Here is a 22,552-nt window from a genome sequence, read left to right as displayed (position 1 = left end):
CAATCCTCCAAGAGTTGAGTCTGATGCGCTTAACCCAGCCCGCACCGAATTTGTTCCTCGAACCGGCCCGCGCGCGGTCATAATCACTCCATGCCGCTGCCACGGCCCGACATGCGTTCCCTCGACCCGGACATCCTCGAATCCGCGGCCACGGACCTCGCGAAAACCGGCGCACTGACCTTCCTCGTCGACGACGACGCGCGCACCTATTCCGTCGAAGGGCCGACGATCCGCGTCACCGACGGCCGCAACGACGGCGACACCGTCGTGCGCCTCTCCCACCAAGCCTGGGACGACATGATCGGCCAGGTCCGCACGATCATCAACCTGCTGCTCAGCGACGACCTCAACTTTGAGCGCGGCGGGTTCGAGCAACTGGCCGACTGGGACCCCGTCCTGAGGTACCTGCACGCCGGCATCCCGCCGTACGACCCGGCCAGGGCCGACCTGCACGGCCGCGACGCGCGCGCGGCGTTCACCCTCGACACGGACGACCCCGAGCTGGCGGCGCAGCTGCAGACGATGGGCTACCTGCACGTCCAGGGCGTGTTCGGCGCCGACGAGATGGAACTCGCCAACCGCGAGGTCGATCGCCTTGCGGCGCAAGCCAATCCGGGCGACGACCGGTCCTGGTGGGTCACCGGCGAGGACGGCGCCAACGCGCTGTGCCGCCTGGTCTACGCGACGCTGCACTCACCGGTGCTCACCGCGCTGGAGGACGATCCGCGGGTGCGCCGCCTCGGCGCCCTGCTCGACCCGGCGCTGCGCCCGGCGCCTGACCGGATGGAAGGCGCCGCGGTGCTGCTCAAGGTGCCGGGAGAAACCAGCGGGCTGTCCAACATCCCGTGGCATCAGGACTGCGGGATGGGCGGGCACGCGATCATGTGCCCCGCGGTCAGCGTCGGCATCCAGCTCACCGGGTCGGACGCCACGACCGGCAACCTGCGGGTCGTGCCCGGCAGCCACGGCCAGGCCATCCACTACCGGTGGGAACACCGGCTGCAACACGTGCCGATCGTCAGCATCGACACCGCCCCCGGCGACGTCACCGTGCACATCCAGGACTTGATGCACGCCTCGCCCCAGCCGACCGGCGCCGGCGGCCGCCGCACCATGTACGTCACGCACTATCCGCCGCAGCTGTGGCAACACATCGGCCCCGGCGAGGCCTTCAACGACCTGGTGCGCAACCGCACCGAACAGGTCGCGCGCCTGCAGTAGTGGGCCAACCTGGATACACATACAGGTGTATAGTAGTGTCATGTCGCGGACAAATATCGACATCGATGACGACCTTGTCGCCGCGGCGCAGCGAATGTACCGGTTGGATTCGAAGCGAAGCGCGGTCGACTTCGCGCTGCGCAGGCTCGTGGGCGAACCGTTAGGCCGCGACGACGCATTGGCGCTCCAGGGCAGTGGTTTCGATTTCACCAATGATGAGGTCGAATCGTTCTCGGACGCGAACGCGGGACTTGCAGACCAGTCCTAGATGATCGTCGACACTTCCGTCTGGATCGAATTCCTTTCCACCTCGGAGTCTTTCGCCAGCCGCTGGCTAGCGGATCGCATTGCCACCAATGCGGCGGTAATGGTGCCCGAGGTGGTGATGATGGAGCTGCTGATCGGCACGACCGACGAAGCCAACGCGGCGCTGCGAAGGCGGCTTCTGCAGCGTTTCGACATCGAGCCGGTCGCGCCCCTGCGCGACGCGGAAGATGCAGCCGCCATCCACCGGCGTTGTCGTCGCGGCGGCGACACCGTGCGCAGCCTGATCGATTGCCAGGTGGCCGCGATGGCGTTGCGGCTCGGAGTTGCTGTTGCGCATCGCGATCGCGACTACGAGGTGATTCGCAACCATTGCGGCCTACAAACCGAGCCCCTGTTCTGAGTCGGGATACGGCCCCAGCCGCCGCAATTGCGTGACGTGCTGGGGCGACAGCTCCTCCAGGCAGGTGACGCCGAGCAGCGCCATCGTGCGGGTGACACCGAGCGCCAAAATGTCGATCGCACGCGCCACCCCGGCCTCGCCGCCGGCCATCAGCCCGTACAGGTAGGCGCGGCCGACCAGCGTGCACCGGGCCCCCAGCGCGATCGCCGCCACGATGTCGGCGCCCGACATGATGCCGGTGTCGAGCAGGATCTCGGTGTGCTTGCCGAGCTCGCGGGAAACGACCGGCAGCAGGTGGAACGGCACCGGCGCCCGATCCAGTTGGCGCCCACCGTGATTGGACAACACGAGCCCGTCGACGCCGCGGTCGACGACGGCGCGGGCGTCCTCGAGCGTCTGGATCCCCTTGACCACGAGCTTGCCCGGCCATCGGGCCTTGATCCACTCCAGGTCGTCGAACGTGAGGCTGGGGTCGAACATGGTGCTGAGATATTCGCCGACGGTGCCCGGCCAGCGATCCAGCGACGCGAACGCCAGCGGCTCGGTGGTCAACAGGTCGAACCACCACTTCGGGTGCGCCGCCGCGTCTGCCACGGTGCGCAGCGTCAGCGTCGGCGGGATCGTCATCCCGTTGCGGTTGTCGCGCAGCCGCGCGCCTGCCACGGGAACGTCGACGGTGACCAGCAGCGTGTCGAAGCCCGCGTCGGCCGCGCGCCGCGCCAGCGCCATCGAACGCTCCCGATCCCGCCACATGTAGAGCTGAAACCACTTGCGGCCCTGGGGGACCGCGGTCACCAGGTCCTCGATCGCGCAAGTGCCCAGCGTGGACAGCGAGAACGGGATCCCGGCCCGCGCCGCCGCCCGCGCGCCCGCGACCTCGCCCTCGGTGTGCATCAGTCTGGTGAACCCGGTCGGCGCGATCGCGAACGGCAGCACCACCGGCTGGCCCAGCACGTTCCACCCGGCGGTGACGTTGCTGACGTCGCGCAGGATGGTCGGGTGAAACTCGATGTCGCGGAAGGCTTGTCGGGCCCGCGCGAGGGACAGCTCGTCCTCGGCCGCGCCATCGGTGTAGTCGAACGCCGCCTTCGGGGTGCGGCGCCGGGCGATGCGGCGCAGGTCCTCGATGGTGAACGCGGCGTCCAGGCGGCGCCCGACCCCGTCGAACCGCGGCCGCTTGAACCGGATCAGCGGCGCCAGGTCGCGCGCCCTGGGCACTCGCCGCTCGACCGCCATGTGTGCAACCGTAAAGCCCATGGCATCGACAGGCGACCCCTTCGATCTGAACCGTTTCGTGGACGCGCAGGACCGCGTCTACGACGACGTCGTCGCGGAGCTGCGCGAGGGTCGAAAGCGCAGCCATTGGATGTGGTTCGTCTTCCCGCAATTGCGCGGCCTGGGCGGCAGCCCGACCGCGGTGCACTTCGGCATCTCCTCGCTCGACGAGGCCCGTGCGTATCTGCGCCACGGACTGCTCGGACCGCGGCTGCGCGAGTGCACCCAATTGGTCAACGCGCTGCGGGGCCGCTCGACCTCGGAGATCTTCGGCTCGCCCGACGACCTCAAGCTGCGCTCGTCGATGACGCTGTTCGCCCGCGCCACCGCCGACAACCGGAAGTTCCTGGCGCTGCTCGACAAGTGCTACGACGGCCAGCAGGACCCGCTGACCTTAAAGCGGCTCTAAGCCGGCCCGACTATCCGCCAGCCATGCGGTTCCACGACGAGGGTGTCCACGACCTCCTGCGGCGGGGCGGACGAACCGCCGAGCACCTGCCCGCGCGGCGCGCCCACCTCCGACAGCGCCACGCGCAGCGGTTCGTCGTCGATGTTGAGCGCGACCAGCAGCGCGTCGTCGCCGCTGCGGGTCTCGTAGACGTAGTGGCGGTTGGCCAGCCGCAACGCGGTCGTCGACGCCCGATGCAGCCAGGGGTGGCGGCGGCGCAGCCCGATCAGGAACTGGTGCAGCGCCCACATCTCGGTGCCGAAATCATCCAATTGCATTGGGGGATGGCTGAACTCGGGGCGCACCGCGTCGTCCCCGCCGTAGCGCTCCTCCTTGACGCCGCGGAACCCGAGCTCGTCGCCCGCGTACACGCTGGGCAGGCCGCCGACGGTCAGCTGGACCACCAGCGCGTGCGCCACGTGCTCGGGCCGCTCCAGCCGGCTGGCGAGGCGGGTGACGTCGTGGTTGCCGACGAACGTCAGCGGGGCGAAGCTGGCCACAAATGCGTTGTGCCGCTGCAGCGCCCAGTCCAGCTCGAAGAAGTTGCCGTCGTTGAGGCCGCTCCAGATCGCCTTCCACAGCTCGTACTGGGTCGCCGAGTCGAACTTCGCCGCCTCGACCATCGCGGCGTAGTCGCCGTGGATGAGCTCGCCGACGAACCAGGCGTCCGGGAACTGCTCGCGCACCCGCGGCAGCGCGGCCGCCCAAAAGTGTTGCGGCACAATGTAGGCCGCGTCCAGCCGCCAGCCGTCGGCGCCGCGGCCCAGCCAGTGCGCCATCACGTCGACGGTGTAGTCGACGACCTCGGGGTTGTCGTGGTTGAGGGTAAGCAGCTCCGAATGGCCCTCGAAGGTGTCGCCGCTGAACCAATTCGGCGCGTCAGAAAGGCGCGCGAAGTCCACGCCGACGTGGTTGAACACGCCGTCGAGCAGCACGCGCAGCCCGCGGCGGTGGGCCTCGGCGACCAGGTAGTCGAAGTCGGCGTCGTCGCCGAGGCGAGGATCGATGCGGTAGTGGTCGGTGGTGTCGTAACCGTGTGTGCGCGAGGCGAATATCGGCCCCAGCGCGATCCCCGACGCCCCCAGCGCGATTGCGTGATCGAACCAGTCGACGAGCCGCCGCAGCCGGTGTTGCTCCGGCCGCGACGGCTCAGAAGCGGGAAACGCGCCGACGAATCCCAGCGGATAGACCTGCCACCAGATGGCGTGTTCTACCCAGGACGGCGCGCTCACAGGGCTCAGCCGACGACGGCCGGCGCCTGGGCGGCGACGATCGCTTGTGCCACACCGGAAACGATCGCGGCGGCCTTCAGCGCCTCGAGGATGGTCTCCCGGCTCACGTCGGCCTCACGCAGCGTGTGCTCGTGGGCGGCCACGCAGTCCGGGCAGCCGTTGATCGACGACACCGCGAAGCACCACAGCTCGAAATTCGCCTTCTGCACACCCGGGTTGGCGATGATGTTCATCCGCAACCCGGCCCGCAGGTCGTCGTAGGCGCCGTTGAGGAAGCCGCGGGCCCGGTAGAACACATTGTTCATCGCCATGATGGACGCGGCGCCCAGCGCCGCCTGGTACGCCTCGGCGGACAGGTAGTCGGCCGCCTCTGCCCCAATCTCGGCCAGCACCTGCGCGTTCCGGGTGGCCGCGGCGCTGGCCAGCAGGGTGCCCCACAGCTGTTCCTCGTCCAGCACCGTGGTCCGGGTGATCGAACCCAGGTTCAGCTTGAGGTCCTTGGCGTACTCCGGCAGCGCCTCCTTGAGGTTGTCGATACTCATGCCGAGGCCTTGAGCAGTTCGCCGGCGTCGATGGTCGGGTCGCCCTTGCGCCAGTTGCAGGCGCAAAGTTCGTCGGATTGCAAAGCGTCCAGGACCCGCAGCACCTCGTCGACATTACGCCCCACCGATCCGGCGGTGGCCGAGACGAATTGGATTTCGTTGTTGGGGTCGACGATGAAGGTCACCCGGTCCGCGACGCCCTCGTCGTTCAGCACGCCGGTCGCCAGCGCAAGCTCCCGCTTGATGTCCGAGAGCATCGGGAACGGCAGCTTCTTGAGGTCTTCGTGCTGCGCGCGCCACTGGAAGTGGACGAACTCGCTGTCGATCGAGACGCCGAGCACCTGCGTGTCGCGGTCGGAGAACTCGTCGTTCAGCTTGCCGAACGCGGCGATCTCCGTCGGGCACACGAACGTGAAGTCCTTGGGCCAGAAGAAGACCACGCGCCACTTGCCGGGGTGGTCCTCGTCGGTGATGGTGGTGAAGTAGTCACCGGGTTGCTGGGCGTCGACCTTCGACAGGTCGCCACCGATCAGCGCGGTGAGCTGGTAGGCGGGGAATTGGTCGCCGATGGTCAGCAGGGACATGACACTCCTTTTTTGGATCTATTCCAGTTTAGCCTTCTGCTCCCATGATGCCTCGCGCGTGACTTGAAGTAAAGGTGATATATGGCACTATACTTATAGGTATGTCCGATAAGAATTATCAGCCCACCCTCGCTGGGCTGCGCGCGTTCGTCGCGGTGGCCGAGAGGCAACACTTCAGCGGCGCCGCAACCACTCTCGGTGTCAGCCAGTCGACGCTGTCGCAGGCGCTGGCGGCGCTGGAGAGCGGTCTCGGCACGCAGCTGATCGAGCGCTCGACGCGGCGTGTCTTCTTGACGGCCGAGGGCGCGCAGCTCCTGCCGCACGCGCTCGCCGTCGTCGAGGCCGTCGACGCGTTCACCGCCGCCGCCGCGGGGACGTCGGATCCGCTGCAGGCCACCGTGCGGCTCGGCCTGATTCCCACCGTGGCGCCCTACGTGCTGCCGACGGTGCTGGCCGGGCTGGCCGAACGACTGCCCGCGCTGACCCTGCGGGTGATCGAGGACCAGACGGAACGGCTGCTCAGGATGCTGCGCGAAGGAGCGCTGGACGCCGCGCTGATCGCCCTGCCCGCCGACGCACCGGGGATGACCGCAATCCCGATCTACGACGAGGATTTCGTGCTCGCCCTGCCACCCGGGCACAAGCTGGCGGGCAAGCGCCGGGTGCCGGCGACGGCGCTGGCCGAGTTGCCGCTGCTGCTCCTCGACGAGGGCCACTGCCTGCGCGACCAGGCGCTCGACGTCTGCCAGAGCGCCGGCGTGCGGGCGGCGCTGGCCAACACCCGCGCGGCGTCACTGGCGACCGCGGTGCAGTGCGTGACCGGCGGACTGGGGGTGACGCTCATACCGCAGAGCGCGGTGCCGGTGGAGTCCGCGCGTAGCCGGCTGGGGCTCGCGCACTTCGCCGCGCCCCGCCCCGGCCGGCGAATCGGGCTGGTGTTCCGCTCCTCGAGCGGCCGCGAGCAGTCCTACCGCCGGCTGGCCGAGACGGTCGGCACGCTGATTGCCGCCGAACATCACGTGCGTCCCGTCAAATAGCCGGGCGCCGGCGGTAGGTTCCACGTATGGAAAAGGTGATCGCCGTGCTGAGGCGTGCCGACTCGACCGACGACTGGTGCGCGCGGCAAAGGGGTCCGGTCGCCGACGCGCTGCTGGAATTGGGCCTGCCGGGCCTTGCCGTCAATGTCCGCGACGGCGCGGTGCGCCACTCGCTGATGACGCTGACGACGCTGGACCCGCCGGTCGTCGCGGTGGTGAGCCTGTGGACCCAGCAGTGCTACGGCGAACAGGCGACGGCCGCGCTGGCGCTGCTCGAGGCCGAATGCGAACACCTCGCCGCATACCTGGTGACCGAGTCGGTCCCGCTCGCCGCGCCACTCGAGCTCGGTTGCCGCACAACGGGTCTGGCCAACATCGCGCTGCTGCGCCGGCCCAAAGACATGGACCAGGCGACCTGGCTGACCCGCTGGCAGCACAACCACACCGCGGTGGCCATCGAAACGCAGTCGACGTTCGGTTACACCCAGAACTGGGTGGTGCGACGGCTGACCCCGGACGCCCCGGAAATCGCCGGCATCGTCGAGGAGTTGTTCCCCGCCGAGGCGATCACCGACCTCAAGGCCTTCTTCGGCGCCGCCGACGACAACGACCTGCAGCACCGGATCGGCCAGATGGTCGCCAGTACAACGGCATTCGGCGCCAACGAGAACATCGACACCGTGCCGACCAGCCGCTACGTCGTCAGGACGCCGTTTGGGGGACAACCATGACGACACTGAGCGAGGCCGTGGCGCTGGCCGCCGCCGACCACGGGCTGGCCGTGGTGTCCACCGTGCGCGCCGACGCGACGGTGCAGGCGTCACTGGTCAACGTGGGCCAACTGCCGCACCCGGCGACGGGCGAGCCGGTCCTGGGGTTCACCACCTACGGCAAGGTCAAGCTGGCCAACCTGCGGCAGCGGCCGCAACTGGCCGTCACGTTCCGCAACGGCTGGCAGTGGGCCACCGTGGAGGGCCGCGCCGAGCTCGTCGGCCCCGACGATCCGCAACCCTGGCTGGACGACCCCGACCGGCTGCGGCTGTTGTTGCGCGAGGTCTTCACCGCCGCGGGCGGCACCCATGACGACTGGGACACCTACGACCGGGTGATGGCCACCGAGCGGCGCGCGGTGGTGCTGATCGCCCCGACCCGCGTCTACAGCAACGGCTGAACCCAACCGTTACGCTGCACCGGTGACGCTGCAGATCGACGACCAAAACCGGGTGCGCACCCTCACCCTGAACCGGCCCGAGGCGCTCAATGCGTTCAACGAGGCCCTCTACGACGCCACCGCCGACGCGCTGCTGGCCGCCGCCGAGGACCCCGAGATCGCCGTCGTCCTGCTGACCGGCGCGGGGCGCGGGTTCAGCGCGGGCACCGATCTCGCCGAGATGCAGGCAATGGTCACCGACCCCGACTTCACGCCCGGCAAGCATGGCTTCCGTGGCCTCATCGACGCGCTCGCCGCGTTCCCCAAGCCGCTGATCTGCGCCGTCAACGGCGTCGGCGTGGGGATCGGCGCCACCATCCTCGGCTATGCCGACCTGGCGTTCATGTCGTCGACGGCCCGGCTGAAGTGCCCGTTCACCAGCCTGGGCGTCGCCCCCGAGGCGGCGTCGTCGTATCTGCTGCCGCAATTGGTGGGCCGGCAAAACGCCGCCTGGCTGTTGATGTCCTCGGAATGGGTCGGCGCGGACGAGGCGCTGCGCATGGGCCTGGTCTGGCGGGTCTGCGACCCCGAGGAGCTGCTACCCGAGGCGCGACGGCACGCCGAAGTGCTTGCCTCCCGGCCGATTTCGAGCCTGATGGCCGTCAAGCACACGATGCTGGAACCGGTCCGTCCCGAGATCGTCGCCGCCAGCGCGCGGGAGAACGCTCACTTCGCCGAGCTGCTGGGCACCCAGACCAACGCCGCCGCGCTGGCGGACTTCAACAAGCGCTAACGGGGACCCATTCGCCGCGAGCCGAACCACACCGCGAAATCCCGAGCGCAGATTCGCAGTGACGTTGGGTTCGCGAACTCGCGGCGAGAAAGCTAGCGCGACCGGACGGGCTGGCGGTCGTGCTCGGCGGCGAGGATCGCGCGCAGCGTGCGACGGCAGCGCCCGCAGTCACCGCCGGCCCCGCAGGCCTCGGCGATCTCCTTGGACGTGGACGCGCCCCGGGCGACGACGTCGCAGACGGTCTGATTGGTGGCCCCGACACAGAGGCATACGTACATCAGCACACCCCCGCATCAGCCGAGTGAAACCACCGCATATTAGTGGAGTCTAACCTAACTTCCTTTGGCGAGTCTAACCTAACTAAGAGTGATGTAAGTCATTCCTAACCTCACTGAGCCCAGCCAAACCTTGCTGGAAGATTCGATATTTGCGTGGCAAAGTGCTGGTCGTAACCCCGAACGCCCCGGACCGGTGCGCTCCAGCCCAGCCACCTTCGGTGCCGTCTGGGGCCAGCCGATGCCTCACACCCTAGGAGTGATCATGCAAGGTGACCCGGACGTTTTGCGCCTGCTCAATGAGCAACTGACCAGCGAGCTCACCGCGATCAACCAATATTTCCTGCACGCCAAGATGCAGGAAAACTGGGGTTTCACCGAGCTGGCCGCGCACACGCGCGCGGAGTCGTTCGACGAAATGCACCACGCCGAGGAGCTCACCGACCGCATCCTGCTGCTCGACGGGCTGCCCAACTACCAGCGCCTCTTCTCCTTGCGGATCGGCCAGACGCTGCGTGAGCAGTTCGAGGCCGACCTGGCCATCGAATACGAGGTGATGGACCGGCTCAGGCCCGGCATCATCATGTGCCGCGAGAAGCAGGACAGCACCAGCGCCACCCTGCTGGAGAAGATCGTGGCCGACGAGGAAAAGCACATCGACTACCTCGAGACCCAGCTGGAGTTGATGGAAAAGCTGGGCGAGGAGCTGTACTCGGCCCAGTGCGTCTCGCGGCCCCCCAGCTGACGGCCGCGTTCCGAGCGGTGAGCTCCTGCCCGCAGTAGAAAGGCAGGCATGACAGGCTCGGACACCGCGACCCAGCCACGACCCGCCGCCGAGCTGGGCAACGCGCCGCTCAGCCCGCAGCGGCGCAACCTGATCTTCGCCGCCATCGTGCTCGGCATGCTGCTCGCGGCGCTGGACCAGACCATCGTCGCGACCGCGCTGCCGACGATCGTCGCCGACCTGGGCGACGCCGGGCACCAATCCTGGGTGGTCACCAGCTACCTGCTCGCGTCGACGATCGTCACGGCGCTGGTCGGCAAGCTCGGAGACCTGTTCGGGCGCAAGCGCGTATTCCAGGCAGCCGTGGTCTTCTTCGTCGCCGGATCCGTGTTGTGCGGGCTGGCGCAGTCGATGACCATGCTGGTGGCGGCGCGCGCGCTGCAGGGGATCGGGGGCGGCGGCATCACCGTCACGGCCAGCGCGCTGATCGGCGAGGTCGTCCCGCTGCGCGAGCGGGGACGCTACCAGGGCATCCTGGGCGCGGTCTTCGGCGTCACGACGGTCATCGGCCCGCTGCTGGGTGGCTACTTCACCGACTACCTCACCTGGCGGTGGGCGTTCTGGGTGAACGTACCGATCTCGGTGGCCGTCATTGCCGTTGCGGCCGTGGCCATCCCGTCGCTTGCCGCTGCGACAAAGCCGGCCATCGACTACGCCGGCATCGCGTTCGTCGGCCTCGGCGCCGCCGCACTCACACTCGCCACCAGCTGGGGCGGCACGCTGTACCCCTGGGGATCGGCGACGATCATCGGGCTGTTCGTCGGCGCCGTGGCCGCGCTGGGCGCGTTCGTGTGGGTGGAAAGCCGTGCCGCCGAACCGATCCTGCCGATCAGGTTGTTCGGCATCCCGGTGTTCGCCGTGTGCTGCGTGCTGTCCTTCGTGGTGGGTTTCGCGATGTTGGGCGCCATGACGTTCCTGCCGACGTACATGCAGTACGTCAACGGCGTCTCGGCGACCACTTCGGGGCTGCGGACGCTGCCGATGGTCATCGGAATGCTGATCACCTCGACGGGCAGCGGCACCATCGTCGGCCGCACCGGCCGCTACAAGGTCTTCCCGGTGGCCGGCACGGCGCTGATGGCGATCGCGTTCCTGCTGATGTCGCGGATGGAACCGTCGACGTCGGCGCTGGTGCAGTCGATCTACCTGCTCGTCCTCGGCGCCGGCATCGGGCTGTCGATGCAGGTGCTGGTCCTGATCGTGCAGAACACGTCGCATTTCGAGGATCTCGGCGTGGCCACCTCGGGGGTGACGTTCTTTCGCACCATCGGAAGTTCCTTTGGCGCGGCGATATTCGGCTCGCTGTTCGTGAACTTCCTGAACGCCCGGTTGGGTCCGGCGCTGGCGGCCAGCGGCGTACCGCCCTCCGCCGTCAGCGCACCCGGGGAGCTGCACCGGCAGCCGCACGACGTGGCCGCGCCGATCGTGGCGGCCTACGCCGACTCGCTCACCCAGGTGTTCTTCTGGGCGGCGCCGGTCGCGGTGCTCGGGTTCGTGCTGGCGCTGTTCCTGCGCGAGGTCCCGCTGCGCGACATCCACAGCAGCGCCGTCGATCTCGGCGACGGGTTCGGGATGCCGACCACCGACAGCTCGGAAGTGTTGTTGGAGAACGCCGTTGCGCGGGTGCTGCGCGGCGATGCGGGCATGCGGCTGCGCAGCATCTCGATGCGACCCGACTGCCGGCTCGACGTGGCCGGGCTGTGGGGCGTGCTGCGGATCAACCGTTACCGGCAGATGTACGGCGTGGCCCGCCTCACTGATATGGGTGAGTACCTGCGCATCCCGTTCGAGGTGCTCGAGCCCACGTTTTCGCGTCTGGTCGCCGCCGGCTACGCGCAGGGTGACGGCGACGAGATGTGGCTGACACCGGCCGGGGCTCAACAGGTCGAGTACGTGCATTCGCTGCTGCTGGCCTGGCTGGTCGACAAGTTGGCCCGCTCACCCGGCTTCGAGGGCCGGCCCGACCATCGCCAGGTGCAGGCGGCGCTCGAACGCGTCGCGCATCGGGTTCTGGCCCAACGCGACTGGCACGACGAGGCCCCGACGGCCGCCGTCACCGCGGGCGTACCATCACGCCATGAGCCGAATCGGAACATTCGCTGACGACGACATCTACGGCTGGGCCGCCAAGTCCCCGGACCTCGGCGGCGCGATCGCCAACTTCAGCCAGGCGGTCTACACCAAGAACCGGCTGCCCATGCGCACCCGCGAGCTCGCCCGCGCGGTGATCGCCCACGACAACGAATGCACCGTCTGCCAGAACACCCGTGACGCCGACGGGCCCGCGGAGGGCGTCGACGAGGAGCTCTACGAGCACGCGCTGGAGTGGCGCACCTGGCCCGGGTACAGCGAACAGGAGCGCCTGGCCGCCGAATTCGCGCACCGCTTCGGCACCGAGCACACCAAACTGCGCGACGACGAAGACTTCTGGAGCCGCGCCGGCGAGCACTTCTCCGAGGAGCTGCTCGCCGACCTCGCCATGTCCTGCGCCCTGTGGGTCGGCATGGGACGGATGCTGCGGACCCTCGACATCGGCCAGGCCTGCAAGCTCACCCTGCCCAGCCGCGCGTAGCCGACCGCGTCCGCCCGGTGAAAATCCGCTTCGGTGTCGGGCTGGGCGCCGACACCGCGCCGGATCGGCTCGCCGGCATCGTCGATCACCTGGAAAGCAGCGGGGTCGATTCGCTGTGGTTCTCCGAACTCGTCTACTCGACGGCCGTCGATCCCGTCGTCGGCATGGCCTACACGCTGGCCCGGACCACCCGGTTGAAGGCGGGCACCTCGGTGGCCGTGCTGCCGGGGCGGCACCCGGTGCTGGTGGCCAAGCAGCTGGCGTCGCTCGCGGCCGTCGCGCCCAAGCGGGTCCTGCCCGTCTTCGGCCTGCGGTCGGCGATCCCGGCCGAGCGTGAGGTGTTCGTCGTTCCCGACGGGCAGCGCGCGGCGGTGTTCGACGAGTCGCTGCGGGTGCTGCGCGCGGCGCTGGTCGACGACGACGCCACCTACCGCGGCCGGTATTTCACCGTCAGCGGCGCCGCGGTCGCACCCCGGCCCGTACCGCCGCTGGACATCTGGCTGGGCGGCTCGGCGCCGGCGGCGTTTCGGCGCATCGGTGCGCTGGCCGACGGCTGGCTCGGCAGCTTCCTCACCCCGGCCGAGGCGCGGGCGGGGCGCGAGGCGATCGAGCGGGCCGCCGAAAACGCCGGCCGCAGCATCGAACCCGACCACTTCGGCATCTCGCTCGCGGTGGTCGACGGCGAGCTGCCCGACGAGCTGGCCGTAGCGGTCCGGCGGCGCCGGCCGGACCTCGATCCCGGCGACCTCGTCGCCGCCGGCTGGGATCGGCTGCACCGCCAGCTCGACGCCTACCTCGACGCGGGGCTGACGAAGTTCGTCATCCGGCCGGCCGGCAACGCGCCGCTGGAAGCCTTCATCGAGCGGTTCGTCACCGAGCTCGTCGCCCGCCAGAACTGAACCTGCACAATTACTGCCATGGCCGCCACGCCCCTCGCCGCCGCCGCCATCGCCCAGCTGGAGGCCGAAGGCGTCGACACCGTCATCGGGACCGTCGTGAACCCCGCCGGCCTCACCCAGGCCAAGACCGTCCCCATCCGGCGCACCAATACTTTCGCCGACCCCGGCCTGGGCGCCAGCCCCTCGTGGCATGCCTTCGCCATCGACCAGACCGGCATCGCGTTCACCGACGACGCCGGAGTGGTCGGCGACCAGCGCCTGCGCATCGACCTGTCGGCGCTGCGGATCGTCGGTGACGGGCTGGCCTGGGCGCCCGCCTCGTTTTTCGAGCAGGACGGCACCCCGGTGGCGGTGTGCGCCCGCGGCACGCTGGGCCGGATCGAGGCCGCGCTGCGGGAAGCCGGCATCGAGGCCGCGATCGGCCACGAAATCGAATTCCTGCTGGTGGGCCCGGACGGGGCCCGGCTGCCGGCCGCGCTGTGGGCGCAGTACGGGCTGGCCGGTGTGCTCGAGCACGAGAGCTTCGTGCGCGACGTCAACGCCGCGGCAACGACGGCCGGCATCGGCATCGAACAGTTCCATCCCGAGTACGGCGCCAACCAGTTCGAGATCTCGCTGTCGCCGTTGCCGCCGGTGGCCGCCGCCGATCACCTGGCGTTGATCCGGCTCATCGTCGGCCGCGCCGCCCGCCGCCACGGGCTGCGCGTCAGCCTGTCGCCGGCACCCTTCGCGGATAGCGTCGGATCCGGTGCGCACCAACACTTCTCGCTGACACGCGCGGACGGCCCGCTGTTTTCCGGAGGGACCGGCCCGACCGGCATGACCCCGGCGGGGGAGAGCGCCGTCGCGGGCGTCATCGCCGGCCTGCCCGACGCCCAGGGCATCCTGTGCGGGTCGATCGTGTCCGGTCTGCGGATGCGGCCCGGCAACTGGGCCGGGGCCTACGCGTGCTGGGGCACCGAGAACCGGGAGGCGGCGGTGCGCTTCGTCGTCGGCGGTCCGGGCGCCCCGTACGGCGGCAACGTCGAGGTCAAGATCGTCGACCCGTCGGCGAACCCCTATCTGGCGTCGGCCGCGATCCTCGGCCTTGCGCTGGACGGGATCAAGCGCGAAGCGGCGCTGCCGCCGGAGGTCACGGTGGACCCCGCGCAGCTGTCCGAATCGGCTCGCCACGACGCCGGCGTCGTGCGCCTACCCGAGGCCCAGCCCGAAGCGATTGCCGCGCTTGACGGTTCGGCGTTGTTGCGGCGCATCCTGGGTGACCCCGTGGTCGACATGGTGGTCGCGGTGCGCCGCCTGGAGCAGGACCGCTACGGCGACCTGGACTCCGAGCAACTGGCCGACCGGTTTCGCATGGCGTGGAGCCTGTGACGGGCATGTCGTCCGAGCCGTCGGCGCTGGCGCACCACATCGCCGGCGTGGCGCTGATCGATCAGCACGCGCACGGCTGCTGGTTGATGGCGGGCGACCGGGCGCGGTTCGAGAACGCGCTCAACGAGGCCAACACCGAGCCGCCGGTGGACTCGGGTTTCGACTCCCAGCTCGGCTTCGCCGTGCGCGCCCACTGTGCTCCCGTCCTGGGCCTGCCCAAACACGTTGAGCCCCAAGACTACTGGGAGCGTCGGACGCAAGACGGCGAAGCCGAACTGGCTCGGCTTTTCTTGGCGGCGGCCAACGTCAGCGACTGGCTGATCGACACCGGCATCGACGGCGACACGGCCGGCACCGATGCGATGGCCGAGCTGTCCGGCAACCGCGCCCACGAAATCGTGCGTCTCGAGCAGGTGGCCGAGCAGGCCGCGCAGGTGCCGGGCGACTACGCGTCGGCGTTCGAGGAGATCCTGCAGCGACGCGCGGCCACCGCGGTCGGCACCAAGTCCATCCTGGCCTACCGCGGCGGGTTCGAGGGCGACCTTTCCGAGCCGTCAGCTTCGGAGGTGGCCGAGGCCGCCGGCCGGTGGCGCGACGCCGGCGGCACCCGGCTACGGGACCGGGTGCTGCTGCGGTTCGGGCTGCACCGGGCGCTGCGGCTGGGCAAGCCGCTGCAATTCCACGTCGGCTTCGGCGACCGCGACTGCGATTTGGCCAAGGCCAATCCGCTGCTGCTCCTGGATTTTCTGCGGCAATCGGGCGGCACGCCGATCGTGCTGCTGCACTGCTATCCCTACGAGCGCGACGCCGGGTATCTGGCGCAGGCCTTCAACAACGTCTACCTCGACGGCGGGCTGAGCGTGAACTACCTGGGCGCCCGGGCGCCCGCGTTCGTCGCCCGGCTGCTGGAGATGGCACCCTTCCGCCGGATCCTGTACTCGTCGGACGGGTTCGGCCCCGCCGAGTTGCATTTTCTCGGTGCGGCGCTGTGGCGCAACGGCATTCACCGCGTGCTGCGCGAATTCGTCGCCGTCGGTGACTGGAGCGAGGGCGACGCCATCCGGGTGGTCGACCTGATCGCCCGCGAGAACGCCGCCCGCATCTACGGCGTTTGACGGCGGGGGACACCCGGGTATACGGCCGGTTATGCCGACGGTAGGTGGCGTATTGGAGTGGGCCCGCGACCAGGTCGTGTCGCGGGTGCCCAAGGCCGACCTCGATCAGCGCGATCCGGACTACATTCGCGACCAGCTTCCCGGCACCTGGCTGCTGGCGTCGCTGTACTTCCGGGCCGACGTGCGCGGCCTCGACCGGATTCCCGCGGAGGGGCCGGTGCTGATGGTCGGCAACCACAGCGGCGGCAACGTCCCGCCCGACACCTTCGTGTTCACGCTCGCATTTTGCTCCTACTTCGGCGTCGAGCGGCCCTTCTACCAGCTGGCCCACAACCTCGTCGTCTCCGCGCCGCCGCTGCGCGCGCTGCGCAAGTTCGGCACCGTCGCCGCCAACCCCGAAAACGCCCGGCTGGCACTGGATTCCGGCGCGGCGCTGCTGGTCTACCCCGGCGGCGACTACGAGGTCTTCCGCCCCAGCTGGGAACGCCACAAGGTCGACTTCGGCGGGCGCATGGGCTACGTGCGGCTGGCCCGCGAGGCGGGGGTGCCGATCGTGCCCGTCGCCAGCGTCGGGGGCCAGGAGAGCGCGCTGTTCCTGAACCGCGGCCAGTGGCTGGCCAAGCTGCTGATGGCGGATAAGTTGCTGCGGCTCAAGAGCATCCCGATTTCGCTGGCCCTGCCGTGGGGCCTCAACATCAGCGACCTGGCCGGCCACATCCCGTTGCCGACCAAGATCGCGATCGAGGTGCAGGACCCGATCGAGGTCGACGGTGACGATCAGGCCGTGCACGACAAGGTGATGGCCAGCCTGCAGGGCGGCGTCGACCGCCTGGCCGCGCGACGCCGCTTCCCGGTGATCGGCTGATGCGCGTCGAACGCCGCTGCGTCATCAACGCCGACCGCGACGCGGTCTGGAAGATCGTCAGCGACCCCGACTGCTACCCGTCGTTCATGACGAACCTGGAGCGCTGGGAGTCGTCCAACGACATCGATCGCGGCGTCGGGGCCCGCTACACCGTGCACTGGAAGATCGGCTCGGTGCCGGTGGGTGGGCTGATCGAGGTGGTCGAGTTCGACGACCGCCGCGACGTGGCCTGGGTGGGCATCACGGGTGTCACGCTGCGCGGGCGCATCCGGCTGCGCGACGGGGCCGAGGGCAAGACGAAGGCGACGTTCCGGCTGTCGTATCAGGCGCCCGGCGGAATTCTCGGCTACATCGCCGACCGCATCGCCGTGCGCCAGGTCGGCCGCACCCTGTCCGGCACCCTGAAGTGCCTCAAGGCGCTCGCCGAGTCGTGACCATCCACCGCTACAGCAGAACGTGCCACTGAGCTTTGCTGGGCTCCGGCTACAGCGTGGCTTGACCGGCGATTCCGCGCCTGTAGTCTTGTCCCGGAAGGGGCAGGGATGCTGGTCAATTCCGGTTTGCTGGGCGCGCGGTGCAACTCAAGTACATAAGCATCGCAGCGCTGATCGCCGCGGCGGGTGGTGACCCGTGGGCGATCAATCGAAGCCTGCAGTCCGGCAGTCCCGCGCAGATCTCCGGTCTGGCCGAGGCCTTCCACAACGCGGGCCGATGCACGACGGAGTCCGGCGACGCGTTCGCCCAAGCCCGCAAGCGCTTCGACGCGGCGTGGAACCGCGAGAACGGCGATCATCCGATCAACGACTCCGCCGAGGTGCAGCGGGTGGCCAAGGCCCTGGGCGCGCAGTCGCTGCAGTTGCCCAAGATCGGCGTCGACCTGGAGAACATCGCCGCGGCGCTGGCCGAGGCGCAAAAGGCCGGTGCCGGGCAGATCGCCGCCCTGGAAGGCCAGCTGCAGCAGCTCGACGACCTGATCGGGCAGGCGGTGGAGATGGAGAAGGATCCCAAGCTCACCGCCGAGGACAGGGCCGCCCTGGATGCGTTCATCCGGACCTGCGAGGACGACGCGATCGCCGACACCAAGGCCGCGCTGGGCCAGCTGCGATCGACGCGCAACGGCTACGCGGCCACGTTGCAGAAGGCGCTGGCGGGCCTGCGCACCGACGGCTACGACCCGCCGGCCACTCTGGAGGACTGGGCCGAGGGCCCGCTAAACCGGGGCGAGGCAAGGGATTTGGGCCCGGTCGCCGGCACCGGCGCCAGCCCGGGCATCCCGGGGATCGGCGCAGCAGACCTGGGCGAAGTGGTGCGGCTGCCCGACGGCAGCTACGTCGCCATCTTCGGGGATTCGTTCGCCGGTGACCAGATGGGCGCCGGGACCCACTACCCGTCGGTGGCCGTGCCGGTCACCTTCGACGAAGACGGCCGGCCCCATTTCGGCGCGCCGTTGACCGGGCCCGACGGCAGCCCCAACGTCCTGTTCCCGCCGCCCCCGCAGGCGGCCGGCAAAAACACGCTGCCCGCCGGCAGCATCCAGATGCTCGACGGCACCACGTACATGATGGCCGCGGGCACAACCAAATTGAACCCCGACGGTGGGTCGTGGCTGGTGCAGGTCACCAACGACCCCGCCCGCGGCTGGCAGCCCATCCAGGGCTCGTGGCGCGCGCAGGGCGCCGCGCCGACGCAGATCAGCGGGTTCCAGGCCAAAGACGGGACCGTGTATATCGCCGCCGACTCGTTCGACCGCAGCCAAGGGGTCAGCATGTACCGGGTCGATCCCGCCCACGTCACCGACCGCTCCGCCTGGCAGCCGTGGACCGGAAACGGTTGGGGCACACCCCAACAGGCCGCCGCACCGATCAGCCGCACCCCGTTCGGTGAGCTCAGCTTCCGGGAGGTCGGCGGCCAGCCGGTGCTGTCCGGGTTCAACCAGGGCACCGGGAACCTCGAGGTCCGGGTGGGCAGCGACCCCACCAAACTCTTCGGCGGCGCCCCGATGACCGTCGTTGCGCAGCAAAGCAATCCGCAGGGCCCCAACTTCGTCCCGCAGAATTACGGCGGATTCATCCTCCCCGGGTCCACACTGGATAATCTGAAACTGTTCGTCAGCCAATGGAACACCACCACCAACATCCCGTACAACACGCAGGAATTCCAGGTCAATGCGAACCGATAGGGAGACGAACATGATCGCCAAGACGCTGGCCGTTGCCGCCGGGATCGTCGGCGCCGCCGTGACGAGCGCGTGTGCCGCCCATGCCGACACACCCGCCTTTCCCGACATCAGCGGCTACGCGCCGGTCAACGTGCAGGACTACACGATCGGCCTGCCCAACACCGGACGCGCGCCGCTGAACACGGTGTACTTCCTCACCCCAGACGGCATCACGTGCGACTTCTTCTCCGGCGAAGCGCAATGCACCGGCAACAATTTCCCGGCCATTCCTCCCGCGTCCGGGGCGGCCAGCGTGAACTCGATCGGAACCGCATCGGGGCTGGGGCAGACCAATGACCCGATCGCTCCCAACGGCCAGACCTACGGGCATCCGTTGGCCACCCTGCCACCGATGCACTCGATCACAGTCAACGGTGTGATCTGCGGTGTCGACAACGCCGGCACCACCGCGTGCAAAGACCCCCAGGGCCGCGGGTTCGTCCTGTCGCCGCACGGGTCCGGCTGGCTGCCGCACGTATAAGACATGGCGCTCGTGTTGCTGGTCCTCAAAATCGCGCTGATCGCACTTATCGCCGGGGGCATTGGCGCTCTGCTCGTCCGCGGAATCAGGCGCGCACGAGCGAACAGATCGGACCCGCAGTGGACAGGGCGCGGCCAGCCCGGATACGAGGCGTCCGCCCGCGGGGCTATGCCCAACACACCGCGTCCCGAATGGGCCTTCTGGGATGACGAGGGCGACGAGCCACAGCGGCCGTCACTCTAGGACTGCGTCGCCTCGTTGAGAGAGCTGTCGATGCTGTCCGAATATCCGCCCATGAACTCAATCGGCACTCCGCCCACAGTGCAGAAGAACAGCTCGTAGCCGGGCACTCCGATATCGATCGACCGCGTCTCGTGTGCCGACGAGTCGGCACGCTCGCGCGCTCCGCGCGGATCCTCGGACAGAAACGACAGCCCTGCAAGGCCTTCGGGCACGGCTTCCCGGAGCGGCGCGGGCACATCGAGCACCTCGATGAGGCCGCAGTCCCCGGCACCCACCATGGTCACCTGCGTCCCGGTCGAGGGCGGCCACCCCAAGGTCGATTCGAGCAGGTTGCCCGGCACATGGAATTGCTGCTGGATCGTCATTCCGACGACTCCGGTGAGGAACGCGACGAAGTCGTCGGCGGCATGGCTGCACATGACGACGTGGTGGAGCCGACTCGACATCGCGGTCCTCTGGAACGGACTGTCAGACCAACGCCGACGCGTCGAATATCCAGCTGGTGTCCGCGTTCGCCAGGTTCTCGAAATGGTTCGGCGGAGCGAAGGACACCAGGCTGTTCATGTCCCAATAGTCTTTCCAGACCGTGATCTTGCCGCCTTCGACCTTGTGCACGGTGACGAACCGCAGCACGCCCCGCTCGCCGGACGCGAAAGTCCAAGTCTCCGAGTGCTCGTAGATCACGTCGACGCCGTTGGACACCAGTACGCCGTCGTGGTTCTCGTAGCCGGCCAGCGACTCGAGCCCCATTCTGAGCCGCTTGACGATGTCGTCGGGACCGCGCGCCGATAACGCGGGGACCGGCATGTCGACGTAGAGGCAGTCGTCGGCCAAGAACGTCTTGAGCGCATCCCAGTCCCGTCGCGACAGGGCCTGCCACATCCCGGTGACGACGTCCTCCACGGCAACCTCAGAAACCTGTGTCATAGCGGCCAATAAACCCGGTTGTCGGACACGTGTCAACCACCGCGAGCCGAACGCCACTGCGAAAACCCGGGCGCGGATTCGCAGTGCGGTCAGGCTCGCGACGCCGCGGCCGCCGAAACCAGCGCCGGCGGCCCCAGGGCGATCGGCAGCGTCGACCACCCGCGCAGCACCCGGGTCGCGCGCCTGCTCCCGGTCCCGGCCGCCCGCGCCTCGGGAAACCGTTCGAAGAACGCGCGCAGCCCGACTTCCCCCTCGGCGCGCGCGAGCGCCGCCCCCAGGCAGAAGTGCCGGCCCCCGGAGAACGCGAGATGCCTTCCCGCGTTTGGTCTTTCGATGTCGAAGCGGTGCGGTTCGGCAAATACCGCCGGGTCCCGGTTAGCGGCCGCCAGGTAGATCACCACCAACTCGTCACGTTGGATCCGCATGCCGGCCACGTCGACGTCGTTGACCGCCACCCGCGCGGTGAGCTGCACCGGCGAATCGAGCCGCAGGATCTCTTCCACCGCGTTGGGCCACAATTCGGGTCGGCGGCGCAGCGTGTCCAGATGGTCGGGCGTGTCCAGCAGCATGCGAATCCCGTTGCCCAACAGGTTCACCGTGGTCTCGAACCCGGCGGCCAACACCAGGCCGGCGATCGCCTGCAGTTCGTGACTGTCGAGACGCGTTTCGGGAGAACCGCTTTCGGCCGTCTGGATCAGCTGGCTCATCAAGCTGTCGCTCGGGGTACGGCGCAATTCGCGCAGGTGGCCGTCGAGCCAGGAGTCGAACCCTGCGATTCCCCGCTGCACGCTCAGGTATTGGCGCCACGGCAGGCCGATGTCCAGACTGGGCGCGCCGAGTTCGCCGAACTCCAGCACCCGCGCCCGGTCCCGCTCGGGCACCCCCAAAATGTCGCTGATGATCGCGACCGGAAGCTGCGAGCAATACCGCCCGACGACGTCCACCACACCGGCCCCCACCGCCAGCCCGTCCAGCAGGTTGGCCGCGATCCGCTCCACACCCTCGCGCAACGCGGCGACCGCCCGGGGAGTGAACACCGCCGACACCGTCTTGCGGTAGCGGGTGTGATCGGGAGGCTCGACAGCCAGCAGCGACGGCGCACGCAGCGGGTGCAACAGATCGTCGCGCGTGCGGCGCTCCAGCCAGCGCAGCGGCGCCGGCAGGTTGGAGCCCATGTTCACCACGCGGAAGTCGTCGGAGCGCAGCAATTCGTGGGCCGGGGCGTGGTCGGTCGTCAGGTAGTTGACGCGGCCCTTCACCAACGGACCCAGCGCGCGCAGTTCCTCGTAGAACGGCACCGGATCCTCGGCCACCGACGGGTCGGCGATCAGCCTGGCCTGCAGGTCACCCCGCCGCGCGCCGATCGCGGCGACGCCCCGGATGAAGCCGTGCATCGCGAGCCAGTGCAGCCTCTTTTTCACCGCTCAGCTCAGCACTCGGCGGTGATCTTGAAGTCCGTGGTGATCACCTTGTTGGGGTTGCTGTCGCTGATGCCGTAGGCGCTGCCGGCGATGGTGTAGGAGTTGCGGTTGACGTCGGCGCGCGCGTCGCCGACGCCGCCCTGGTAAAAGCTGCCGGTGAATCCGCCGACGTTGCGGATCTTCACCCACTGCGGCATGACCCGGTAACCGCTGAGCAACACCGTCGCCTCGACGTGCCCGTTCGCGTCGGCGATGTCGAGCGTGCGGTACGACTGCATCTGGCTGCACGCGGCCGGGCGCGCCGTATGGGTGGCCCCGTCGATGGTCACGTGGGCGGGCTTGCGCGGCGTCGTCTGCGGCTGACCGCAACCCGCGACGGCGGCCCCAGTGATCAAGACGAAAGCGATTGTGAGCAAACGGTTTTGCACCGAG

General features: G+C 69.0%; 27 protein-coding genes. 18 read left to right on the top strand and 9 right to left on the bottom strand.

Translation table 11 applies throughout. The annotated features are described in order from the left end of the window. Nucleotides 1–90: 90 nt before the first annotated feature. From AC5Y43_RS07790 to vapC, 3 genes are read left to right on the top strand one after another with little or no spacing between them, the layout of a single operon-like run. On the top strand, nt 91–1,221 hold the full coding sequence (locus AC5Y43_RS07790; protein ID WP_499971090.1) for a phytanoyl-CoA dioxygenase family protein: 1,131 nt from the start codon (nt 91–93) through the stop codon (nt 1,219–1,221). Nucleotides 1,222–1,261: 40 nt separating this feature from the next. Further along, the gene (locus AC5Y43_RS07785; RefSeq protein WP_499971088.1) at nt 1,262–1,489 is read left to right on the top strand and encodes a type II toxin-antitoxin system VapB family antitoxin; all 228 of its coding nucleotides are present in this window, start codon (nt 1,262–1,264) and stop codon (nt 1,487–1,489) included. Continuing rightward, nucleotides 1,490–1,888 (top strand): type II toxin-antitoxin system VapC family toxin, encoded by a 399-nt coding sequence (gene vapC / locus AC5Y43_RS07780; RefSeq protein ID WP_499971086.1) that lies wholly within the window; start codon nt 1,490–1,492, stop codon nt 1,886–1,888. Here vapC and AC5Y43_RS07775 read toward each other — a convergent pair. After that, nucleotides 1,865–3,124, bottom strand: coding sequence for an alpha-hydroxy acid oxidase (locus tag AC5Y43_RS07775; protein ID WP_499971084.1), 1,260 nt, complete (start codon nt 3,122–3,124; stop codon nt 1,865–1,867). The two genes, vapC and AC5Y43_RS07775, sit on opposite strands and share 24 nt — an antisense overlap. Nucleotides 3,125–3,143: 19 nt before the next feature. On the opposite strand from AC5Y43_RS07775, the gene AC5Y43_RS07770 reads away from it, so the two are divergent. Further along, nucleotides 3,144–3,572, top strand: coding sequence for a DUF1810 domain-containing protein (locus AC5Y43_RS07770; protein WP_499971082.1), 429 nt, complete (start codon nt 3,144–3,146; stop codon nt 3,570–3,572). Here AC5Y43_RS07770 and AC5Y43_RS07765 read toward each other — a convergent pair. The 3 genes from AC5Y43_RS07765 to AC5Y43_RS07755 are packed head-to-tail and all read right to left on the bottom strand — an operon-like array spanning nt 3,569 to nt 5,969. After that, entirely contained in the window at nt 3,569–4,843 is a 1,275-nt protein-coding gene (locus AC5Y43_RS07765; protein ID WP_499971078.1) for an alpha-amylase family glycosyl hydrolase, read from the bottom strand. The genes AC5Y43_RS07770 and AC5Y43_RS07765 overlap by 4 nt on opposite strands. A gap of 5 nt (nt 4,844–4,848) precedes the next feature. Further along, nucleotides 4,849–5,385, bottom strand: a complete 537-nt coding sequence (gene ahpD / locus AC5Y43_RS07760) for an alkylhydroperoxidase, AhpD family (RefSeq protein ID WP_499971076.1) — start codon at nt 5,383–5,385, stop codon at nt 4,849–4,851. Then, entirely contained in the window at nt 5,382–5,969 is a 588-nt protein-coding gene (locus tag AC5Y43_RS07755; RefSeq protein WP_499971073.1) for a peroxiredoxin, read from the bottom strand. The genes ahpD and AC5Y43_RS07755 overlap by 4 nt, the downstream gene beginning before the upstream one ends. A gap of 101 nt (nt 5,970–6,070) precedes the next feature. Between AC5Y43_RS07755 and AC5Y43_RS07750 the strand changes: the two genes are divergently transcribed. Genes AC5Y43_RS07750 through AC5Y43_RS07735 form a run of 4 tightly spaced genes read left to right on the top strand, consistent with a single transcriptional unit; the run spans nt 6,071 to nt 8,949 of the window. Next, nucleotides 6,071–7,006 carry a hydrogen peroxide-inducible genes activator gene (locus tag AC5Y43_RS07750; protein ID WP_499971071.1) on the top strand — a complete coding sequence of 312 codons (936 nt, stop codon included), beginning with the start codon at nt 6,071–6,073 and terminating at the stop codon, nt 7,004–7,006. 26 nt (nt 7,007–7,032) lie between these two features. After that, nucleotides 7,033–7,737, top strand: a complete 705-nt coding sequence (locus AC5Y43_RS07745; RefSeq protein ID WP_499971069.1) for an EthD domain-containing protein — start codon at nt 7,033–7,035, stop codon at nt 7,735–7,737. Next, nucleotides 7,734–8,177 carry a TIGR03618 family F420-dependent PPOX class oxidoreductase gene (locus AC5Y43_RS07740; protein WP_499971067.1) on the top strand — a complete coding sequence of 148 codons (444 nt, stop codon included), beginning with the start codon at nt 7,734–7,736 and terminating at the stop codon, nt 8,175–8,177. The genes AC5Y43_RS07745 and AC5Y43_RS07740 overlap by 4 nt, the downstream gene beginning before the upstream one ends. Before the next feature lie 22 nt (nt 8,178–8,199). Continuing rightward, nucleotides 8,200–8,949 (top strand): enoyl-CoA hydratase/isomerase family protein, encoded by a 750-nt coding sequence (locus AC5Y43_RS07735; RefSeq protein ID WP_499971064.1) that lies wholly within the window; start codon nt 8,200–8,202, stop codon nt 8,947–8,949. A 92-nt stretch (nt 8,950–9,041) separates the two neighbouring features. Here AC5Y43_RS07735 and AC5Y43_RS07730 read toward each other — a convergent pair whose 3' ends face one another. After that, nucleotides 9,042–9,227: a (2Fe-2S)-binding protein gene (locus AC5Y43_RS07730; RefSeq protein ID WP_499971061.1), complete on the bottom strand. Its 186-nt coding sequence runs from the start codon at nt 9,225–9,227 to the stop codon at nt 9,042–9,044. Nucleotides 9,228–9,489: 262 nt separating this feature from the next. Here AC5Y43_RS07730 and bfr point away from each other — a divergent pair, with 262 nt between their 5' ends. The 10 genes from bfr to AC5Y43_RS07680 all read left to right on the top strand — a co-directional run bounded on the left by bfr (nt 9,490) and on the right by AC5Y43_RS07680 (nt 19,529). Then, nucleotides 9,490–9,969 (top strand): bacterioferritin, encoded by a 480-nt coding sequence (gene bfr / locus AC5Y43_RS07725; protein ID WP_499971057.1) that lies wholly within the window; start codon nt 9,490–9,492, stop codon nt 9,967–9,969. A 48-nt stretch (nt 9,970–10,017) separates the two neighbouring features. Beyond that, nucleotides 10,018–12,111, top strand: a complete 2,094-nt coding sequence (locus tag AC5Y43_RS07720) for an MDR family MFS transporter (RefSeq protein ID WP_499971054.1) — start codon at nt 10,018–10,020, stop codon at nt 12,109–12,111. After that, complete coding sequence (locus AC5Y43_RS07715) at nt 12,086–12,580, top strand: carboxymuconolactone decarboxylase family protein (RefSeq protein ID WP_499971051.1); 495 nt, start codon at nt 12,086–12,088, stop codon at nt 12,578–12,580. Before AC5Y43_RS07720 ends, AC5Y43_RS07715 begins: the two co-directional genes overlap by 26 nt. A 17-nt stretch (nt 12,581–12,597) precedes the next feature. Beyond that, nucleotides 12,598–13,479 (top strand): TIGR03854 family LLM class F420-dependent oxidoreductase, encoded by an 882-nt coding sequence (locus AC5Y43_RS07710; protein ID WP_499971046.1) that lies wholly within the window; start codon nt 12,598–12,600, stop codon nt 13,477–13,479. 18 nt (nt 13,480–13,497) lie between these two features. Then, nucleotides 13,498–14,850: a type I glutamate--ammonia ligase gene (locus AC5Y43_RS07705; RefSeq protein WP_499971043.1), complete on the top strand. Its 1,353-nt coding sequence runs from the start codon at nt 13,498–13,500 to the stop codon at nt 14,848–14,850. 5 nt (nt 14,851–14,855) lie between these two features. Further along, nucleotides 14,856–15,965, top strand: a complete 1,110-nt coding sequence (locus AC5Y43_RS07700) for an amidohydrolase family protein (RefSeq protein ID WP_499971536.1) — start codon at nt 14,856–14,858, stop codon at nt 15,963–15,965. Between the two features lie 31 nt (nt 15,966–15,996). Continuing rightward, nucleotides 15,997–16,830, top strand: a complete 834-nt coding sequence (locus AC5Y43_RS07695) for a lysophospholipid acyltransferase family protein (RefSeq protein ID WP_499971041.1) — start codon at nt 15,997–15,999, stop codon at nt 16,828–16,830. Continuing rightward, the gene (locus AC5Y43_RS07690; RefSeq protein WP_499971038.1) at nt 16,830–17,264 is read left to right on the top strand and encodes an SRPBCC family protein; all 435 of its coding nucleotides are present in this window, start codon (nt 16,830–16,832) and stop codon (nt 17,262–17,264) included. The genes AC5Y43_RS07695 and AC5Y43_RS07690 overlap by 1 nt, the downstream gene beginning before the upstream one ends. 140 nt (nt 17,265–17,404) lie before the next feature. Then, the gene (locus AC5Y43_RS07685; protein WP_499971036.1) at nt 17,405–19,009 is read left to right on the top strand and encodes a putative alpha/beta hydrolase; all 1,605 of its coding nucleotides are present in this window, start codon (nt 17,405–17,407) and stop codon (nt 19,007–19,009) included. Nucleotides 19,010–19,019: 10 nt separating this feature from the next. Continuing rightward, nucleotides 19,020–19,529: a hypothetical protein gene (locus tag AC5Y43_RS07680; RefSeq protein ID WP_499971034.1), complete on the top strand. Its 510-nt coding sequence runs from the start codon at nt 19,020–19,022 to the stop codon at nt 19,527–19,529. A gap of 239 nt (nt 19,530–19,768) precedes the next feature. On the opposite strand, the gene AC5Y43_RS07675 is transcribed toward AC5Y43_RS07680, so the two are convergent. The 4 genes from AC5Y43_RS07675 to AC5Y43_RS07660 form a co-directional block, all read right to left on the bottom strand. Next, nucleotides 19,769–20,218 (bottom strand): VOC family protein, encoded by a 450-nt coding sequence (locus tag AC5Y43_RS07675; protein WP_499971032.1) that lies wholly within the window; start codon nt 20,216–20,218, stop codon nt 19,769–19,771. 22 nt (nt 20,219–20,240) lie between these two features. After that, nucleotides 20,241–20,699 carry a nuclear transport factor 2 family protein gene (locus tag AC5Y43_RS07670; RefSeq protein ID WP_499971030.1) on the bottom strand — a complete coding sequence of 153 codons (459 nt, stop codon included), beginning with the start codon at nt 20,697–20,699 and terminating at the stop codon, nt 20,241–20,243. An 89-nt stretch (nt 20,700–20,788) separates the two neighbouring features. Next, nucleotides 20,789–22,120 carry a cytochrome P450 gene (locus tag AC5Y43_RS07665; RefSeq protein ID WP_499971028.1) on the bottom strand — a complete coding sequence of 444 codons (1,332 nt, stop codon included), beginning with the start codon at nt 22,118–22,120 and terminating at the stop codon, nt 20,789–20,791. 8 nt (nt 22,121–22,128) lie between these two features. Next, the gene (locus AC5Y43_RS07660; protein ID WP_499971026.1) at nt 22,129–22,548 is read right to left on the bottom strand and encodes a lipoprotein LpqH; all 420 of its coding nucleotides are present in this window, start codon (nt 22,546–22,548) and stop codon (nt 22,129–22,131) included. Nucleotides 22,549–22,552 lie beyond the last annotated feature (4 nt).

The organism is Mycobacterium sp. NGS57, assembly GCF_059812405.1.
The sequence above is the reverse complement of the archived record's forward strand: the minus strand, read 5'-3'. Positions and strand labels throughout refer to the sequence as shown.

Bases quoted from the DNA above. Each gene is read 5' to 3' on its own strand.
- AC5Y43_RS07745 (WP_499971069.1), top strand. From the start codon at position 7,033: ATGGAAAAGGTGATCGCCGTGCTGAGGCGTGCCGACTCGACCGACGAC.
- AC5Y43_RS07705 (WP_499971043.1), top strand. From the start codon at position 13,498: ATGGCCGCCACGCCCCTCGCCGCCGCCGCCATCGCCCAGCTGGAGGCC.
- AC5Y43_RS07670 (WP_499971030.1), bottom strand. From the start codon at position 20,699: ATGACACAGGTTTCTGAGGTTGCCGTGGAGGACGTCGTCACCGGGATG.
- AC5Y43_RS07680 (WP_499971034.1), top strand. From the start codon at position 19,020: ATGATCGCCAAGACGCTGGCCGTTGCCGCCGGGATCGTCGGCGCCGCC.
- AC5Y43_RS07720 (WP_499971054.1), top strand. From the start codon at position 10,018: ATGACAGGCTCGGACACCGCGACCCAGCCACGACCCGCCGCCGAGCTG.
- vapC (WP_499971086.1), top strand. From the start codon at position 1,490: ATGATCGTCGACACTTCCGTCTGGATCGAATTCCTTTCCACCTCGGAG.
- AC5Y43_RS07715 (WP_499971051.1), top strand. From the start codon at position 12,086: ATGAGCCGAATCGGAACATTCGCTGACGACGACATCTACGGCTGGGCC.
- AC5Y43_RS07775 (WP_499971084.1), bottom strand. From the start codon at position 3,124: ATGGCGGTCGAGCGGCGAGTGCCCAGGGCGCGCGACCTGGCGCCGCTG.
- AC5Y43_RS07755 (WP_499971073.1), bottom strand. From the start codon at position 5,969: ATGTCCCTGCTGACCATCGGCGACCAATTCCCCGCCTACCAGCTCACC.
- AC5Y43_RS07730 (WP_499971061.1), bottom strand. From the start codon at position 9,227: ATGTACGTATGCCTCTGTGTCGGGGCCACCAATCAGACCGTCTGCGAC.
- AC5Y43_RS07695 (WP_499971041.1), top strand. From the start codon at position 15,997: ATGCCGACGGTAGGTGGCGTATTGGAGTGGGCCCGCGACCAGGTCGTG.
- ahpD (WP_499971076.1), bottom strand. From the start codon at position 5,385: ATGAGTATCGACAACCTCAAGGAGGCGCTGCCGGAGTACGCCAAGGAC.
- AC5Y43_RS07700 (WP_499971536.1), top strand. From the start codon at position 14,856: ATGTCGTCCGAGCCGTCGGCGCTGGCGCACCACATCGCCGGCGTGGCG.
- AC5Y43_RS07740 (WP_499971067.1), top strand. From the start codon at position 7,734: ATGACGACACTGAGCGAGGCCGTGGCGCTGGCCGCCGCCGACCACGGG.
- AC5Y43_RS07785 (WP_499971088.1), top strand. From the start codon at position 1,262: ATGTCGCGGACAAATATCGACATCGATGACGACCTTGTCGCCGCGGCG.
- AC5Y43_RS07750 (WP_499971071.1), top strand. From the start codon at position 6,071: ATGTCCGATAAGAATTATCAGCCCACCCTCGCTGGGCTGCGCGCGTTC.
- AC5Y43_RS07790 (WP_499971090.1), top strand. From the start codon at position 91: ATGCCGCTGCCACGGCCCGACATGCGTTCCCTCGACCCGGACATCCTC.
- AC5Y43_RS07690 (WP_499971038.1), top strand. From the start codon at position 16,830: ATGCGCGTCGAACGCCGCTGCGTCATCAACGCCGACCGCGACGCGGTC.
- AC5Y43_RS07770 (WP_499971082.1), top strand. From the start codon at position 3,144: ATGGCATCGACAGGCGACCCCTTCGATCTGAACCGTTTCGTGGACGCG.
- AC5Y43_RS07675 (WP_499971032.1), bottom strand. From the start codon at position 20,218: ATGTCGAGTCGGCTCCACCACGTCGTCATGTGCAGCCATGCCGCCGAC.
- bfr (WP_499971057.1), top strand. From the start codon at position 9,490: ATGCAAGGTGACCCGGACGTTTTGCGCCTGCTCAATGAGCAACTGACC.